Annotated in this window: 18 protein-coding genes; 17 read left to right on the forward strand and 1 reads right to left on the reverse strand. The window is 71.1% G+C overall.

Annotated features, from left to right (window positions below):
* The first annotated feature begins 124 nt into the window (after positions 1-124).
* The 11 genes from ald to OG842_RS30695 all read left to right on the forward strand — a co-directional run bounded on the left by ald (position 125) and on the right by OG842_RS30695 (position 10,671).
* Positions 125-1,240 carry an alanine dehydrogenase gene (gene ald / locus OG842_RS30645; RefSeq protein ID WP_266737341.1) on the forward strand — a complete coding sequence of 372 codons (1,116 nt, stop codon included), beginning with the start codon at positions 125-127 and terminating at the stop codon, positions 1,238-1,240.
* A gap of 369 nt (positions 1,241-1,609) precedes the next feature.
* Positions 1,610-2,728, forward strand: coding sequence for a ParA family protein (locus tag OG842_RS30650; protein ID WP_266736277.1), 1,119 nt, complete (start codon positions 1,610-1,612; stop codon positions 2,726-2,728).
* The gene (locus OG842_RS30655) at positions 2,725-3,354 is read left to right on the forward strand and encodes a hypothetical protein (RefSeq protein ID WP_266737340.1); all 630 of its coding nucleotides are present in this window, start codon (positions 2,725-2,727) and stop codon (positions 3,352-3,354) included. The genes OG842_RS30650 and OG842_RS30655 overlap by 4 nt, the downstream gene beginning before the upstream one ends.
* Before the next feature lie 112 nt (positions 3,355-3,466).
* Entirely contained in the window at positions 3,467-4,468 is a 1,002-nt protein-coding gene (locus OG842_RS30660) for a segregation and condensation protein A (RefSeq protein ID WP_266736275.1), read from the forward strand.
* Entirely contained in the window at positions 4,465-5,112 is a 648-nt protein-coding gene (gene scpB / locus OG842_RS30665) for an SMC-Scp complex subunit ScpB (RefSeq protein WP_266736273.1), read from the forward strand. The genes OG842_RS30660 and scpB overlap by 4 nt, the downstream gene beginning before the upstream one ends.
* The gene (locus OG842_RS30670) at positions 5,112-6,266 is read left to right on the forward strand and encodes a pseudouridine synthase (RefSeq protein ID WP_266736271.1); all 1,155 of its coding nucleotides are present in this window, start codon (positions 5,112-5,114) and stop codon (positions 6,264-6,266) included. Before scpB ends, OG842_RS30670 begins: the two co-directional genes overlap by 1 nt.
* Before the next feature lie 130 nt (positions 6,267-6,396).
* Positions 6,397-7,050, forward strand: coding sequence for a nicotinamide riboside transporter PnuC (gene pnuC, locus OG842_RS30675; protein WP_266736269.1), 654 nt, complete (start codon positions 6,397-6,399; stop codon positions 7,048-7,050).
* Entirely contained in the window at positions 7,047-8,126 is a 1,080-nt protein-coding gene (locus OG842_RS30680; RefSeq protein WP_266736267.1) for an AAA family ATPase, read from the forward strand. The genes pnuC and OG842_RS30680 overlap by 4 nt, the downstream gene beginning before the upstream one ends.
* Positions 8,123-8,857 carry an NUDIX hydrolase gene (locus OG842_RS30685; protein WP_266736265.1) on the forward strand — a complete coding sequence of 245 codons (735 nt, stop codon included), beginning with the start codon at positions 8,123-8,125 and terminating at the stop codon, positions 8,855-8,857. Before OG842_RS30680 ends, OG842_RS30685 begins: the two co-directional genes overlap by 4 nt.
* Positions 8,854-9,876, forward strand: coding sequence for an ADP-ribosylglycohydrolase family protein (locus tag OG842_RS30690; protein WP_266736264.1), 1,023 nt, complete (start codon positions 8,854-8,856; stop codon positions 9,874-9,876). Before OG842_RS30685 ends, OG842_RS30690 begins: the two co-directional genes overlap by 4 nt.
* A gap of 3 nt (positions 9,877-9,879) precedes the next feature.
* Entirely contained in the window at positions 9,880-10,671 is a 792-nt protein-coding gene (locus OG842_RS30695; RefSeq protein ID WP_266736263.1) for a nucleotidyltransferase domain-containing protein, read from the forward strand.
* Here the strand turns inward: OG842_RS30695 and OG842_RS30700 are convergent.
* Positions 10,661-11,392: a nucleotidyltransferase domain-containing protein gene (locus tag OG842_RS30700; RefSeq protein WP_266736262.1), complete on the reverse strand. Its 732-nt coding sequence runs from the start codon at positions 11,390-11,392 to the stop codon at positions 10,661-10,663. The genes OG842_RS30695 and OG842_RS30700 overlap by 11 nt on opposite strands.
* A gap of 144 nt (positions 11,393-11,536) precedes the next feature.
* On the opposite strand from OG842_RS30700, the gene OG842_RS30705 reads away from it, so the two are divergent.
* The 6 genes from OG842_RS30705 to der all read left to right on the forward strand — a co-directional run bounded on the left by OG842_RS30705 (position 11,537) and on the right by der (position 16,632).
* Positions 11,537-11,965, forward strand: a complete 429-nt coding sequence (locus OG842_RS30705) for a YidB family protein (RefSeq protein ID WP_266736260.1) — start codon at positions 11,537-11,539, stop codon at positions 11,963-11,965.
* A gap of 203 nt (positions 11,966-12,168) precedes the next feature.
* A complete protein-coding gene (aroH, locus tag OG842_RS30710; protein ID WP_266736258.1) occupies positions 12,169-12,531 on the forward strand; it encodes a chorismate mutase in 363 nt (120 codons plus the stop codon).
* Positions 12,528-13,613, forward strand: coding sequence for a prephenate dehydrogenase (locus OG842_RS30715; RefSeq protein ID WP_266736257.1), 1,086 nt, complete (start codon positions 12,528-12,530; stop codon positions 13,611-13,613). The genes aroH and OG842_RS30715 overlap by 4 nt, the downstream gene beginning before the upstream one ends.
* A 127-nt stretch (positions 13,614-13,740) precedes the next feature.
* Positions 13,741-14,442 (forward strand): (d)CMP kinase, encoded by a 702-nt coding sequence (cmk, locus tag OG842_RS30720; RefSeq protein ID WP_266736256.1) that lies wholly within the window; start codon positions 13,741-13,743, stop codon positions 14,440-14,442.
* Entirely contained in the window at positions 14,439-15,095 is a 657-nt protein-coding gene (locus OG842_RS30725) for a lysophospholipid acyltransferase family protein (protein WP_266736255.1), read from the forward strand. Before cmk ends, OG842_RS30725 begins: the two co-directional genes overlap by 4 nt.
* A gap of 67 nt (positions 15,096-15,162) precedes the next feature.
* The gene (der, locus tag OG842_RS30730) at positions 15,163-16,632 is read left to right on the forward strand and encodes a ribosome biogenesis GTPase Der (protein WP_072484253.1); all 1,470 of its coding nucleotides are present in this window, start codon (positions 15,163-15,165) and stop codon (positions 16,630-16,632) included.
* Positions 16,633-16,699: the final 67 nt, after the last annotated feature.

Genomic DNA, 16,699 nt, shown 5'->3' on the forward strand with positions numbered 1-16,699 from the left:
GCACGAAACCCTTCATTAGACTGGCTCTGCCGCGTGTGTTCGCGGTGTCTCCATTTACGTAGTGTCTATCCGGGTATGTATAGCTATGCCCGGGTAACCCTCTGAGCCAAGGACCGTGATCGACGTGAAGGTCGGCATCCCCCGCGAAGTCAAGAACAACGAGTTCCGCGTGGCGATCACGCCTGCCGGTGTGCACGAGCTCGTCCGCCACGGCCACCAGGTCGTCGTCGAGGAGAACGCCGGGGCCGGCTCCTCCATCACGGACGAGGAGTACATCGCCGCCGGGGCGCAGATCCTCCCCACCGCCGACGAGGTCTGGGCCACCGCCGACCTGCTGCTGAAGGTCAAGGAGCCGGTCGCCGAGGAGTACCACCGCCTCCGCAAGGACCAGACGCTCTTCACCTACCTGCACCTCGCGGCCTCCCGCGAGTGCACCGACGCGCTGATCGAGTCGGGCACCACGGCCATCGCCTACGAGACGGTCGAGACCGCGAACCGCGCGCTCCCGCTGCTCGCCCCGATGTCCGAGGTCGCGGGCCGGCTGGCCCCGCAGGTCGGCGCCTACCACCTGATGCGCTCGGTCGGCGGCCGCGGCGTGCTGCCGGGCGGCGTCCCGGGCACGGCGCCCGCCGAGGCCGTCGTCATCGGCGGCGGTGTCTCCGGCTGGAACGCCACGCAGATCGCCGTCGGTCTCGGTTTCCACGTCACGCTGCTCGACAAGGACATCAACAAGCTCCGTGAGGCCGACAAGGTCTTCGGCACCAAGGTGAAGACCGTCGTCTCCAACGCCTTCGAGCTGGAGAAGGCCGTCATCGAGGCCGACCTCGTCGTGGGCGCCGTGCTGATCCCCGGCGCGAAGGCGCCGAAGCTGGTCACCAACGAGCTCGTCGCCAAGATGAAGCCCGGAAGTGTACTTGTCGACATTGCGATCGACCAGGGCGGCTGCTTCGAGGACTCGCACCCGACGACGCACGCCGAGCCGACCTTCAAGGTCCACAACTCGGTGTTCTACTGCGTCGCGAACATGCCGGGCGCGGTGCCGAACACCTCGACGTACGCCCTCACCAACGCCACGCTGCCGTACATCGTGGAGCTCGCCAACCGCGGCTGGGTCGAGGCGCTGCGCCGCGACGCCGCGCTCGCCAAGGGCCTCAACACCCATGACGGGCAGGTTGTTTACCGCGAGGTGGCCGAGGCGCACGGCCTGGAGCACGTCGAGCTGAGCTCGCTCCTCGGCTGACGGGTCAACACCTTCCGTCAACCTCACGCACACGGCCGGACCTTGCCGAGCAAGGTCCGGCCGTACGCATGCCGGGCCCCTTCGGCGACCCCGTTCAACTCGTCTCGAACGTAACCCTTTAGCCGATTCGTACGCCCGTTAAATCTGTGCCCCGGTGGCCGCACGCCCTTGACAGGGGCGTGTTCGATTGCCGACACATCGGGCCGGGTCCGACGGATTGTGTTGCTGCGAAGCGGTGACACGCCATAGAGTCGCCAATCGTCGGCATGGTGCCACGCTGACCTATCGATAAGTTTCCTGGTCACGTCCAAGGAGGTAAGACGACTTGTGAATGAGTCGACATTTACTCCCGGGGGTGTTCATCCAGGGATGCCTGCACGGGGCCAGAGCCCGAACGGGCTGGAGGCTGTCGGCTCCGTCGCTGTCCGCACCTTCGCCACCCAACAGCACATGACGACAGCCCCCCAGATGATGGACGGCCTACACGTGAACGCCATGGCCGGCAACGAGAGTGGCCGGGAAACCGCCCACTTCGCCGACTTCGACGAGGTGCCCCAGGGGCACTTCTACGACCCCGACGCCGAGTACGAACCCGATCCGGAGTACGCGGCCACCCTCGCGCCCGACGCTGCCCGCCAGCGCCGCGAGCGGATCGGCCCCACCGGCCGGCCCCTGCCCTACTTCCCGATCCCGGGCCCGCTGACCGATCACGGCCCCGCGAAGATCATCGCGATGTGCAACCAGAAGGGCGGCGTCGGCAAGACCACGTCGACCATCAACCTGGGCGCCGCACTCGCGGAGTACGGACGACGCGTCCTGCTCGTCGACTTCGACCCGCAGGGTGCCCTGTCGGTCGGGCTCGGCGTCAACCCGATGGAGCTCGACCTCACGGTCTACAACCTGCTCATGGAGCGGGGCATGTCGGCCGACGAGGTCCTGCTGAAGACCGCGGTCCCGAACATGGACCTGCTGCCCAGCAACATCGACCTGTCGGCCGCCGAGGTGCAGCTGGTGAGCGAGGTCGCCCGGGAATCCACGCTGCAGCGCGCCCTGAAGCCGCTGATGGCCGATTACGACTACATCGTGATCGACTGCCAGCCGTCGCTCGGCCTGCTCACCGTGAACGCCCTCACGGCCGCCCACAAGGTCATAGTGCCGCTCGAGTGCGAATTCTTCGCGCTGCGTGGTGTGGCGTTGCTCACCGAGACCATCGAGAAGGTCCAGGAGCGCCTCAACCCCGATCTGGAGCTCGACGGCATCCTCGCCACCATGTACGACTCCCGTACGGTGCACAGCCGTGAGGTCCTCGCGCGCGTCGTCGAGGCATTCGACGACCACGTCTACCACACGGTCATCGGGCGCACTGTGCGCTTCCCGGAGACCACCGTCGCCGGTGAGCCCATCACCACGTACGCCTCCAACTCGGTCGGTGCCGCCGCCTATCGCCAGCTCGCCAGGGAGGTGCTCGCCCGGTGTCACGCCGAGTGAGTCTGCCCGGGGCCGACGAACTGTTCCGTACCACCGGAGGAATGGGGCTCCAGGCCTCGTCCCCCGCGGACCGGCGACGCAAGGCGAACGGTGAGGCCCGGGTGCCCGGTCCGGCCGGGGAGAACGATTCCGGGACGGACGGATCCGGCACGGAAGTGTCGCAGGACGCCGACGGCTCCTCGCGCGAGGAGCACTCCGCGGCGGACGCCGACGCGGGGGAGTCGCGCAGCCGCGACGCCGACCGGGTCGCGGTGGCCGCACAGGCGGGCCGCAGGCCCCAGCAGTCCGTACCGGCGGCCGCACCCCCGTCCGCGTCGCCCGGCGCGTCCTCGTCCACGCAGGAGGCGGTTCCCGCCCCTGCCGTCCAGCAGCAGCGCAGGCGCGGAGGCGGGCGTGGGGCGAACCGCAGGCCCAGCGGCCGCGAGCGCCACGACGAGAAGATCACCGTCTACGTCTCGGCCGAGGAACTGATGGACCTGGAGCACGCCCGCCTCGTGCTGCGCGGGGAGCACGGGCTCGCCGTCGACCGCGGGCGGATCGTCCGTGAGGCGGTCGCGGTGGTGCTCGCGGATCTGGAGTCGCGGGGCGACGCGAGCATCCTCGTACGGCGGCTGCGCGGCCGCTGACCGGTGCGGCGGCCGGTAGCCTGCCCCCGGTGGGCGGCCGCCGGACGAGCGGCCAGGCCCTTTCCGTACGGGCCTCGGCCCGCCGCCCGTATCCCGCTGCCCCTGGACCTCCATGCCGACGACCGACGAGCCCGCCCGCACCCCACGCCGCCCCCTGGGGCGCGGTCCGGGCGGCGCGAGCGTGCCGGAGCCGATGGGCGGCGGCGCCGGGGCAGAGGCCCCTGCGCCGCCCGCGCCCGAGGCACCTGAGGTGCCGAGTGCGGCCCCCGGGGACACCGAGCCCACTGGGCCTCCCGGGCCCGCCGACGACGGGCGGTTCACCGTCCGGCTGGCGAACTTCGAGGGGCCGTTCGACCTCCTCCTCCAGCTCATCGCCAAGCACAAGCTCGATGTGACCGAAGTCGCGCTGTCGAAGGTCACCGACGAGTTCATGGCGCACATCCGTGCCATGGGGCCGGACTGGGACCTGGACCAGACCACCGAGTTCCTCGTTGTCGCCGCGACCCTGCTCGATCTGAAGGCGGCCCGGCTGCTGCCCGCCGCCGAGGTGGAGGACGAGGCGGATCTGGCGCTGCTCGAAGCGCGGGACCTGCTCTTCGCCCGGCTGCTCCAGTACCGCGCGTACAAACGCATCGCGGACATCCTCAGCGAGCGGCTGGCTTCGGAGGGGCGGCGTTTCCCGCGGACCGTGGGGCTGGAGCCGCACCACGCCGAGCTGCTGCCCGAGGTCGTGATCAGCATCGGGGCACAGGGGTTCGCCGCGCTGGCCGTGAAGGCGATGCAGCCCAGGCCCGAGCCGCAGGTGTACGTCGACCACATCCACGCGCCGCTGGTCAGCGTGCGGGAACAGGCCGGGATCGTGGTGGCGCGGCTGCGGGAGGCGGGCGAGATCAGCTTCCGTACGCTCACCGAGGACGCCCCGGACACCCTCACCGTCGTCGCCCGGTTCCTCGCGCTGCTGGAGCTGTACCGGGAGAAGGCCGTCGCGCTCGACCAGGACGAGGCGCTCGGGGAGCTGATGGTGCGCTGGGCCGGGGGAGAGGGGGCCGGGCCCGTCGTCACGGACGAGTTCGACACCGAGGCGAGGGACGTCCAGGAGGATGGGAAGGCATGAGTCAGCAGGAGAAGACCGGCTCCGGCGTCGCGGATCTCGATCTCAGGCCCGCGCTGGAGGCCGTCCTCATGGTCGTCGACGAACCCGCCACCGAGGAGCACCTCGCCAAGGTGCTGGAGCGGCCGCGCAGGGACGTCGCCGACGCGCTGCGCGAGCTGGCCGACGAGTACACCGTGCAGCGGCGCGGCTTCGAGCTGCGGCTGGTGGCGGGCGGCTGGCGCTTCTACACCCGTCCCGAGTACGCGGCGGCCGTGGAGGGCTTCGTCCTGGACGGCCAGCAGGCCCGGCTGACCCAGGCGGCGCTGGAGACCCTCGCGGTGGTCGCGTACCGCCAGCCGGTCAGCCGTTCCAGGGTCTCCGCGGTCCGCGGCGTGAACTGTGACGGGGTCATGCGGACCCTGTTGCAGCGGGGGCTGGTGGGGGAAGCGGGCGCGGAACCCGAAACAGGTGCGATCCTGTACAGGACGACGAACTACTTTCTGGAGCGGATGGGCCTGCGCGGCCTGGATGAGCTCCCGGAGCTCGCGCCCTTCCTCCCCGAGGCGGACGCGATCGAGGCTGAGACGCTAGAGGGTGTGCCGTCGTTCGATCCGGACGCACCGGACACCCCGGATACTCACGCAGACGACAAGACGGATTTTTGATGCGAAGCAGTGGCAGGAACAGCGGAAGCGGCGGCGGAGCCAGGAGCGGCGGCGGCAGGAGCGGCGGCAGGAACAACACCGGCAGCGGCAGGAACAGCAACCCGAACCCTCGGGTTCCCGGCTCCGAGCGTGACGACAAGCAGGAGCAGCGCCCCCGCCGGCCCCGCCCCGAGGAGCGCCGCTACGACGTGGGCAACGACAAGCCGGGCGGCGACGGCGGCACCCGTAAGGGCCGCGGCGCGGCGGCCCGCGGCGGCGCCAAGGGCGGCCCGAAGGCGGCGACCGGCGGCTCCAGGAGCAGCGGCCGCCGTACCCCGTACGGCGCCCCGTCCCGTCCGCGTGAGCTCGACGCCAAGATCGAGCAGCGCAACCGGGACAGGTACGCGGGCAAGGCCGACATCAAGACGCCCAAGACCCACCCGGGCGCCGAGCAGGAGGGCGAGCGGCTGCAGAAGGTCCTCGCCAGGGCCGGCATGGGCTCGCGCCGGGCGTGCGAGGAGCTGATCGAGCAGGCCCGCGTCGAGGTCAACGGCGAGATCGTCCTCGAGCAGGGCATGCGCGTCGATGTGAATCGGGACGAGATCAAGGTCGACGGTCTGACCGTCGCCGCCCAGTCCTACCTCTTCTTCGCGCTGAACAAGCCCGCCGGTGTCGTCTCCTCGATGGAGGACCCGGACGGCCGCCAGTGCCTCGGCGACTACGTCACCAACCGTGAGACGCGGCTCTTCCACGTCGGCCGGCTGGACACCGAGACCGAGGGCATCATCATGCTCACCAACCACGGTGAGCTGGCCCACCGCCTGACCCACCCCAAGTACGGGGTGAAGAAGACCTATCTGGCGGCCATCCAGGGACCGCTCCCGCGCGACCTGGGCAAGCGGCTCAAGGACGGCATCCAGCTGGAGGACGGGTACGCCCGCGCCGACCACTTCCGGGTCGTCGAGAACACCGGCAAGAACTACCTGGTCGAGGTGACCCTCCACGAGGGCCGCAAGCACATCGTCCGCCGGATGCTGGCAGAGGCCGGCTTCCCGGTCGAGCGGCTCGTACGGACATCCTTCGGACCGATCCCGCTGGGCGACCAGAAGTCCGGCTGGCTGCGCCGCCTCACCAACACCGAGGTGGGCATGCTGATGCGCGAGGTCGGTCTGTAACCCTCCTCCGTCCGCTCCACGGCCCGCGGCCGGTTCCTGTTCTCGAATTTCGAACAGGAACCGGCCGCGGGCCTTTTCCTGCGCTCCTTCCACCTTTATAGTCAGAGTGACTATTAAGAAGGAGGCGGGTGTGAGTCTCGCGGATTTCCTCGATCCCCTGCAGCAACCCCTGGTGACGGTGCTCGACACCCCGGTCAGCTGGACCGAGGTGCTCGGCTTCGGCAGCGGGGCGCTGTGCGTATGGCTCGTGGCCCGCCAGCACCTCGCCAACTGGCCGATCGGCATCGCCAACAACCTCTTCTTCATCCTGCTGTTCGCCCAGTCCGGTCTGTACGCCGACGCCGGACTCCAGATCGTCTTCATCGCCCTTGCCGCGTACGGCTGGTGGACCTGGACCCACGGGGGTGGACCGGGCTCACCGGACCTGCCGGTTCGGCGCACCACGCGCACCGAATGGACCTGGCTGCTCGCGGCGGGGGCGGTGGGGACCGTCGCCCTCACCGTCCTGCTCGACCACGCCACCGACTCGACCGTGCCCTTCTGGGACGCCCTGACGACCGCGCTGTCCCTGACGGCGACGTACGGGCAGTGCCGCAAGCTCGTCGAGTCCTGGTGGCTCTGGATCGCCGCCGATGTGGTGTACATCCCGCTGTATGCGTACAAGGAGCTCTATCTGACCTCGCTGCTGTACATCGGCTTCCTGACGCTCTGCCTGCTCGGCCTGCGCAACTGGAGGCGTGATCTCACCGGACAGCGGCGGCAGTTGGCGGAGGTGGCGGCATGAAGCGCTTCGGGCACGGGCTGGTCCTCGGCAAGTTCTACCCGCCGCACGCCGGCCACCACCACCTCGTCCGCACCGCGCAGGACCGCTGCGAGCGGCTGACCGTCCTGGTCTGCGCCGCCTCCGTCGAGTCCGTGCCGCTCGCCGACCGGGTGGCCTGGATGCGGGAGGTGCACCCGGACGTACGGGTCGTCGGCGCCGTCGACGACATCCGCATGGACCTCCACGACCCGGTGATCTGGGACGCGCACATGGCCGTCTTCACCGGGGCCGTGCCCGAGCCGGTGGATGCCGTCTTCACCTCGGAGTCGTACGGGGACGAACTCGCCCGCCGGTTCGGCGCCGAATCCGTCTGCGTCGACCCCGACCGCACGGTCTTCCCGGTCTCCGGTACCGCCGTCCGCAAGGACCCGGTGGGCTGCTGGGACTTCCTGGAGCCGCCCGTACGGGCCGCCCTCGCCCGCCGGGTCGTCGTCCTCGGCGCGGAATCCACCGGCACCACGACCGTGGCCCGCGCCCTCGCCGACCACTACCGCGCGCGCGGCGGCGTCTGGGCGCGGACCGGATACGTCGCCGAGTACGGGCGGGAGTTCAGCGAACAGAAGCTGGCCGCCCTGCGCGAGCGGTGGCCCGGGGCCCAGTGGGAGGACGTCAGCTTCACCACCGACGACTTCCCGCTGATCGCCCGGACCCAGAACGACAGGGAGGAGGCCGCCGCACGCACCGGGTCGCCGGTGCTCTTCTGCGACACCGACTCCTTCGCCACCACCGTCTGGCACGAGCGGTACATCGGCGGACGCAACCCGCTCGTCGAGGAGACCGCGGACCGGGTCGCCCACCACCTGTGGCTGCTCACCGACCACGAGGGCGTCGCCTTCGAGGACGACGGACTGCGCGACGGCGAGGAGCTGCGGCCCTGGATGACCGACCGCTTCCGGGCCGAACTCACCCGTACCGGAAGGGAGTTCATAGAGCTCACCGGCGGCCGTCAGGAACGCCTGGCCACCGCGGTCGCCGCCGTGGACGCACTGCTCGCCGACAGTTGGAACTTCGCCGCGCCCCTGCCGGAGCACCGATGAGCCCCGAAGTCCCCGAAGGCTACGACCCGCACGCCTTCGAACCCTTCGCGGTCACCGTCGACCTCGCCGTCTTCACGGTCCGTGACGGCCGGCTGCACGTCCTGCTCGTCGAACGGGGCGAGGACCCGTACAAGGGGCACTGGGCGCTGCCCGGCGGCTTCGTGCTGCCGCGGGAGTCCGCCGAGTCCGCCGCCCGCCGGGAACTCGCCGAGGAGACCGGACTGACCGAGGGCACCGTCAGCGCCCTCCACCTGGAACAGCTGCGCACCTACAGCGATCCGGACCGCGACCCCAGGATGCGGGTCGTCTCGGTCGCCTACGCCGCACTCGTACCCGACCTGCCCGAACCGCGCGGCGGCGGCGACGCGGCCAGCGCCCGGTGGTGGGACGCCGGGGCACTCGGCCCGCTCGCCTTCGACCACGAACGGATCCTCGCCGACGCGCACGACCGGATCGGCGCCAAGCTCGAGTACAGCTGTCTGGCCACCGCCTTCTGCCCGCCCGAATTCACCCTGGGGGAACTCCAGCAGGTGTACGAGACGGTCTGGGGCGTCGAGCTGGACCGGCCCAACTTCCGGCGCAAGGTCCTCACCACACCCGGCTTCGTCCAGGCCGTGGAGGGATCGCCGCGCCGCACCGGCGGACGGGGGAAACCGGCCGCGCTCTACCGGGCGGGTGCCGCTACCGCCCTGCACCCACCACTGCTGAGACCGGAAGGAAGAAGCACGTGATCGTGACCAGGACCATCACCAAGCAGGCCGCCACCGGCGCGCTGACCGGGCTCGCGCTCGGCGACGCACTGGGCTTCCCGACCGAGTTCAACAACGTCCCGTCGATCCTCGCCAAGTGCGGTCCGTGGCGCACGATGCGGCTGCCGAAGCCGGCACACGTCACCGACGACACCCAGATGACACTGGCCCTGGGACGGGGCATCCGCACCGCCATGGACCGCGGGCTGCTCACCCCGCTGCGGCTGACCCGCCCGGTGCGCGAGGAGTTCGTCGACTGGTACCACTCGCCCGACAACAACCGTGCCCCCGGCCGTACCTGCATGACCGCCTGCCGGCTGCTCGACAGCGACCGGCTCTGGCAGGAGGCCAGCCAGACCGGTTCCAAGGGCTGCGGCGCCAACATGCGGGTCGCGCCGATCGGACTCGTCCCCGGACTCAGCGAGGAACAGCGCTCCGGCGCCGCCCAGTTGCAGGCGGCCCTCACCCACGGGCACCCGACCGCGCTCGCCGCGTCCGACCTGACGGCCCGCGCCGTGTACCTGCTGGCGCAGGGGGCGGAACCCATGGGCCTGATCGGCCAGTTGCGCAGTTACGCGTACGAGAACAGCGGCCGCTACCTCACCCGCTGGCTCGGCGACCTCTGGCGGTACGCGGGCGACTCCTCGCCCGAGCTGTACATCCAGCGCGGCTGGGACGAATGCCTCACCGCACTGGCCCGCGTCCAGGACGCGCTGCGCGCCCCGTCCCCGGAGACCGACCCCTGCGAGCTGACCGGCGACGGCTGGATCGCCGAGGAAGCCCTGGCCACGGCCCTGCACTGCTTCCTCCTCTTCCCCGAGGACCCCGTCACCGCACTCCGCCGCGCCGCCTGCACCCGGGGCGACTCGGACTCCCTCGGCTGCCTCACCGGCGCGTTCGCCGGGGCGCACCTGGGGGCGGCGGCCTGGCCCAAGGAGTGGGCGGAGCGGATCGAGTACCGGAGCGATCTGCTGTCGCTGGGGGCGCTCTGGGATTCTTGATCCATGAGCATGGAAACCAAGCACCTCAGGGAAGCCGGTCTGCCGGTCACCGACCTCGGCCCGGTCCTGGCCGGGGAGCGTCACCCGCTGCTCTTCGCCACGGTCTCCGGGGCGCATCTGTACGGGTTCCCCTCCAAGGACTCGGATGTGGACCTTCGGGGGGTCCATCTCCTGCCCGCGGAGGACCTCGTGGGACTGCGCGAGGCCGAGGAGACGCGCTCGCGGATGTGGGACCGGGACGGGGTCGAGATGGATCTCGTCACGCACGACCTGCGGAAGTTCGTCCGGCTGATGCTGAAGCCCAACGGCTACGTGCTGGAACAGCTGCTCTCGCCGCTGGTCGTGCACACCAGCGAGCCGCACGCGGAACTGGTGGAGCTGGCGCCGGGCGTGGTCACCCGCAACCACGCCCACCACTACCGGGGGTTCGCGGGCACCCAGTGGCGGCTCTTCGGGAAGACCGGTGAACTGAAGCCGCTGCTGTACACGTTCCGGGCGCTGCTCACCGGGATCCACCTGATGCGCAGCGGTGAGGTGCGGGCCCATCTGCCGACCCTCCTCGGGGAGGTGGCGGCGCCCGCGTACCTGCCCGAGCTGATCGAGGCGAAGGCCGAGGCGGAGCACGGGGGAGCGGGGGAGGTGGACGGTGCGGTGGTGTCGCGGGACGTCGCGGCGCTGCACGGGGTGCTGGACGAGGCCCAGGCGGAATCGGGGCTTCCCGCGGCGGCCGCCGGGTTCGACGCGCTGCACGACCTCGTGGTGCGGGTGCGGTTGGCGGGTTCTCCTAGGGCCTGACAGGCCCTGATCCGCCGGACAGGCCCTGGAACCGGTCCACGGACGCCCGGCGGGTGCGGATCAGGAAGTCCTCCACCCGGGCCCGGTCCGGCTCCGGGGGGAGCGGGGAGCTCCGAGCGGTCTCCTCGCTCTCCTCGGTGAGGAGGTTCATGCGGCGTTCGACCTCCTCCCACGGCACCTCGCCCCGCTTCACCGCCAGCAGTTCGTCGCGCGCCGCGCCCACCTCGATCGTGAGCTCGCCGGTGCGCAGCAGGTCGCGGCCGGTGCTCAGGAGCCGCAGCAGATGCATGGCGTGCTTCCAGCGCGGCGCCCCGTACTGCCGTACGTCCGCCTCCAGCTTCTTGCGCTGCCCCGACGCGTAGCGGACGAACGTCCGGTGGGCCAGGCGGGACAGGAACGCGCCGCGCAGGGAGAGCAGTTCACGGCCCACGTCGTCGATGTGCTCCACCAGCGGCGAGTGCAGGCACTCCAGCACATTGGGGTTGGCGCGCAGCGCCAGCTCGCAGAAGCGCTCCAGCTCCCAGGAGAACTGCTCCGGCGCCGGGCCGTCGACATGCGTCGGCGGCTTCTCGAACCGCCAGAACAGCGGGGTCGGCGCGAGGAACACACCGCGCCGGTCGGTGTCGCTCTCCTCCGTGGCGAGCCCGAAGGCGCGCGAGCCCATCACGCAGGAGTAGACCGTGTGGTCGCGGACGAGAGCCTCGGGTCCGGGGGTGATCATGCCGGCGAGGGTACGTGAGCGGGGCCGGGGCACACCGGGAATTTCGGCGTCGCCGCCCTGGCACGGAGTGCCGCGCTCAAGTGGCACAAGCCCGGGTTCTGATCGACATTGTCGATAAATCATCCCCTCTGGAGAGGCAGAACCATGGCAGGAAACGATCTTGGCAGCCTGCTCGGCGGCTTGCTGGGCGGCAGCGGCCAGAGCAGCGGTCCGGGCGGCGCGGGGAACATCCTCGGCGCGCTGCTGGGCGCACTCGGCGGCGGCCGGAGCGGCCAGGGCGGCGGCAACGCGCTCGAAGGGCTGATCGGGATGCTCACCAGGTCCGGCCTAGTCGACCAGGCCCACTCCTGGGTCGGTACCGGGGAGAACCAGCCGGTCAGCGGTGCCCAGATCGCCGAGGCGCTGCCGGACGAGACCCTGCGGAAGGTCGCCCAGGAGGCAGGGGTCAGTACGGAGCAGGCGGCCGACCAGATCGCCCGGTCGCTGCCGACCGCGGTCGACAGACTGACCCCGTCGGGGGAGGTGCCGGAGGGCCGCTCGATCGAGGACCTGGTCCGCGAGCAGCAGCTCTGACCGACAGCGGAGGCGGCCCGGGGCCGGTCCGGCGGATCACGGCCGGGCAGGACCCGGGCCGCGCTCGTGTGCGAGCTCCGTTGCAGGGACGGAGGACTGCGCGCCCGCCCCGTCTCACGGACAGAGCACCCCGGACCGTCCACCCCGTCACCCCTCTAGGCTGATCGTGCAGAGATCGAGTACGAAGAACCGAGGAGCACGACGTGGCGGTACGAGCGGTCCGCGGAGCCGTCCAGCTGGAGCGGGACGAGGCCGGACACATGGACGAGCAGGTCGGCGCCCTGCTGACCGCCGTTCTCGAACGCAACAGTCTCGTCGCGGACGACCTGATCAGCATCTGGTTCACGGCCACCCCGGACCTGCACAGCGACTTCCCGGCCGCCGCCGCACGCGGGCTCGGTATCGTCGACGTACCGCTGATCTGCGCCCAGGAGCTGGACATCGTGGGCGCCATGCCCCGCGTGGTGCGCGTCCTGGCGCACGTCGAGACCTACCTTCCCAAGTCCGAGATCGCCCACGTGTACCTCGGTGCCACCGCCGCACTCCGCAAGGACATCGCCCAGTGAGAACCGCCGTCGTCATCGGAACGGGCCTCGTCGGCACGTCCGCAGCCCTCGCCCTCGCCGGGCGCGGCATCCGGGTCCACCTCGTCGACCACGACCCCCAGTCGGCCCGCACCGCCGCCGCGCTGGGCGCCGGTACGGACGAGGCGCCCGAGGAGCGGGTGGACCTGGCGATCATCGCCGTGCCGCCCGCCCACGTGGCCACGGTCCTGGCCACCGCCCTGCGGGACGGCATCGCCCGCGGCTACCTGGACGTCGCCAGCGTGAAGGGCGGCCCGCGCCGTGAGCTGGAGGCACTCGGCCTCGACCTCACGCCGTACATCGGTACGCACCCCATGGCCGGCAAGGAGCGGTCGGGCCCCCTCGCCGCCACCGCGGACCTGTTCGAGGGCCGGCCCTGGGTCCTCACCCCGACCCGTGACACCGACACCGAGGTCCTCAACCTCGCCCTGGAGCTGGTCGCGCTCTGCCGGGCCGTCCCTGTCGTCATGGACGCCGACGCGCACGACCGGGCCGTCGCCCTGGTCTCCCACACCCCGCAGCTGATCTCGTCGATGGTCGCCGCCCGCCTGGAGGAGGCCGACGAGACCGCCGTACGCCTCTGCGGCCAGGGCATCAGGGACGTCACCCGGATCGCCGCCTCCGACCCCCGGATGTGGGTGGAGATCCTCTCCGCCAACCCCGGCCCCGTCGCCGACGTGCTGGCCGGGGTGGCCGCCGACCTGGACGAGACGGTACGGGCGCTGCGCGGTCTGGAGTCCGGTGACGACGACAAGCGCCGCGAGGGCACCGAGGGCATCGAGGACGTCCTGCGCCGCGGCAACGCCGGCCGGGTCAGGGTGCCCGGCAAGCACGGGACCGCCCCCACCGCGTACGAGATGGTGTCCGTGCTGATCAGCGACCGGCCGGGCGAACTGGCCAGGATCTTCGCCGACGCCGGACGGGCCGGGGTCAACGTCGAGGACGTGCGCATCGAGCACGCCACCGGGCAGCAGGCCGGTCTGGTCCAGCTGATGGTCGAGCCGAGCGCGGTGCCCGCACTGAGCGCGGCGCTGCGCGAGCGCGGCTGGTCGATACGGCAGTAGGCAGGGGCGCGGCGGGACCGGGAGGCAGTTGTCCACAGGGGTGCGGAGGCCGGCCCCGACACTCGGTAACCTTGTGCGGGGCGGGTTCGCACACGCCCCCGTCCCGCCCACCCCGTGTACCAGGAAGGTGTCCACCACCGTGGAAACCCGTACGGCTCCGGCCGCAGTGATCGTCGCCATCGACGGGCCCTCCGGCACCGGCAAGTCGAGCACGTCCAAGGCCGTCGCCGCGCAGCTCGGCCTGAGCTACCTGGACACCGGCGCCCAGTACCGGGCGATCACCTGGTGGATGCTGAACAACGGCATCGACGTCCAGGACGCGATGGAGGTGGCGACCGCGGCCGCCAAGCCGGTCATCGTCTCCGGCACGGACCCGGCCGCCCCGACGATCACCGTCGACGGCGAGGACGCCTCGGGCCCGATCCGTACCCAGGAGGTCACCTCCAGGGTCAGCGCCGTCAGCGCGGTCCCCGAGGTGCGCACCCGGATCACCGAGCTGCAGCGCACCATCGCCGCCGCGGCCGACCGGGGCATAGTGGTCGAGGGCCGCGACATCGGCACCACGGTGCTGCCCGACGCCGACCTGAAGATCTTCCTCACCGCCTCCCCGGAGGCCCGCGCCGCCCGGCGCAGCGGAGAGGTCAAGGGCTCCGACCTCGCCGCCACCAAGGAAGCGCTGATCAAGCGGGACGCGGCCGACTCCGGCCGCAAGACCTCCCCGCTCGCCAAGGCGGACGACGCCGTCGAGGTGGACACCACAGAGCTGACCCTTCAGCAGGTCATCGAGTGTGTCGTCACCCTCGTCGAGGAGAAGCGGGCCACGAAGTGACCCAGGCCACGGGCCGCCCCTCGCCGCGCGGAGCGGCGGTCGGGCGCGGGATCGGCATCGGGCTGATGTACGGGCTGTGGAAGCCCCGCGTTCTCGGTGCGTGGCGAGTCCCCGCCTCCGGACCCGTCATACTCGCGGTGAACCACTCGCACAACATCGACGGTCCGATGCTGATGGGCACCGCGCCCCGGCCCGTCCACTTCCTGATCAAGAAGGAGGCGTTCGTCGGCCCGCTCGACCCGTTCCTGCGTGGAATCGGTCAGCTGAAGGTGGACCGTACGACCGCCGACCGCACCGCCATCACCCACGCCCTCGGCGTGCTGGAGAAGGGCGGGGCGCTCGGGATCTTTCCCGAGGGGACCAGGGGCGAGGGCGACTTCGCCTCCCTGCGCGCCGGGCTCGCGTACTTCGCGGTACGCAGCGGGGCGCCGATCGTGCCCGTGGCCGTCCTGGGAAGCACCGAGCGCCGCGGACGGTTGATATCGGCACTGCCGCCGTTGCGCAGCCGGGTGGACGTCGTCTTCGGCGACGCCTTCGAGGCGGGCGACGGAAGCGGTCGGCGTACGCGCAAGGCGCTGGACGGGGCGACGGTACGGATCCAGGCACGGCTGACCGCCCATCTGGACGAGGCCAGGCGTTTCACCGGGCGCTAGGTAAGACTTGAGTAGTGGGCCGCGCAGTCGTGGCCCATCGATGATGATGCAAAGAGGAACGGACTTCATGAACGACCAGATTCACTCCGACGGCTCGGACCACGAGCACGGAGCGCTTGGCGACGCCGAGTACGCGGAGTTCATGGAGCTCGCCGCGGAGGAGGGCTTCGACCTCGAAGAGGTCGAGGGCGCCATCGACGAGGCCGGTCACGGACCGCTGCCCGTGCTCGCCGTCGTCGGCCGCCCCAACGTCGGCAAGTCGACGCTGGTGAACCGGATCATCGGCCGCCGCGAGGCCGTCGTCGAGGACAAGCCCGGCGTCACCCGCGACCGCGTCACCTACGAGGCCGAGTGGGCGGGCCGCCGCTTCAAGGTCGTCGACACCGGCGGCTGGGAGCAGGACGTGCTGGGCATCGACGCCTCCGTCGCCGCCCAGGCCGAGTACGCCATCGAGGCGTCCGACGCGGTCGTCTTCGTGGTCGACTCGACGGTCGGCGCGACCGACACCGACGAGGCCGTCGTCAAGCTGCTGCGCCGGGCCGGCAAGCCCGTCGTGCTCTGCGCCAACAAGGTCGACGGACAGAGCGGCGAGGCGGACGCCACCGCTCTGTGGTCGCTGGGTCTCGGCGAGCCGCACCCCGTCTCCTCGCTGCACGGCCGCGGCACCGGCGACCTGCTCGACGCCGTGCTCGAAGCGCTTCCCGAGGCGCCCGCGCAGCGCTTCGGCACCGCGATCGGCGGCCCGCGCCGGATCGCGCTCATCGGCCGTCCGAACGTCGGCAAGTCCTCGCTGCTGAACAAGGTCGCCAACGAGGACCGCGTCGTCGTCAACGAGCTGGCCGGCACCACCCGTGACCCGGTCGACGAGCTGATCGAGCTCGGCGGCATCACCTGGAAGTTCATCGACACGGCCGGTATCCGCCGCCGCGTCCACCTCCAGGAGGGCGCGGACTACTACGCCTCGCTGCGTACCGCCGCCGCCGTGGAGAAGGCCGAGGTCGCCGTCGTCCTGATCGACGCGGGCGAGTCCATCAGCGTCCAGGACCAGCGCATCATCACCATGGCCGTGGAGGCCGGGCGCGCCCTGGTCATCGCGTACAACAAGTGGGACAAGCTCGACGAGGAGCGCCGCTACTACCTGGAGCGGGAGATCGAGACGGAGCTCGCGCAGATCGCGTGGGCCCCGCGGGTCAACGTCTCGGCCGTCACCGGCCGGCACATGGAGAAGCTCGTCCCGGCCATCGAGACCGCCCTCGCCAGCTGGGAGACCCGCGTCCCCACCGGCCGGCTGAACGCCTTCCTCGGTGAGATCGTCGCCTCCCACCCGCACCCCGTCCGCGGCGGCAAGCAGCCCCGGATCCTCTTCGGCACCCAGGCCGGCACCAAGCCGCCGCGCTTCGTGCTGTTCGCCTCGGGCTTCCTGGAGCACGGCTACCGGCGGTTCGTCGAGCGCCGGCTGCGCGAGGAGTTCGGCTTCGAGGGCACCCCGATCCACATCTCGGTGCGGGTCCGCGAGAAGCGCGGCCGCAACAAGTAGCACGCACGGACGCACGAAAGAGCCCCGGGCCGTCTCGGACGAGAGACGGCCCGGGGCTCCTTCGTGC

The organism is Streptomyces sp. NBC_00376 (genome assembly GCF_036077095.1).
Taxonomy (GTDB): Bacteria; Actinomycetota; Actinomycetes; order Streptomycetales; family Streptomycetaceae; genus Streptomyces.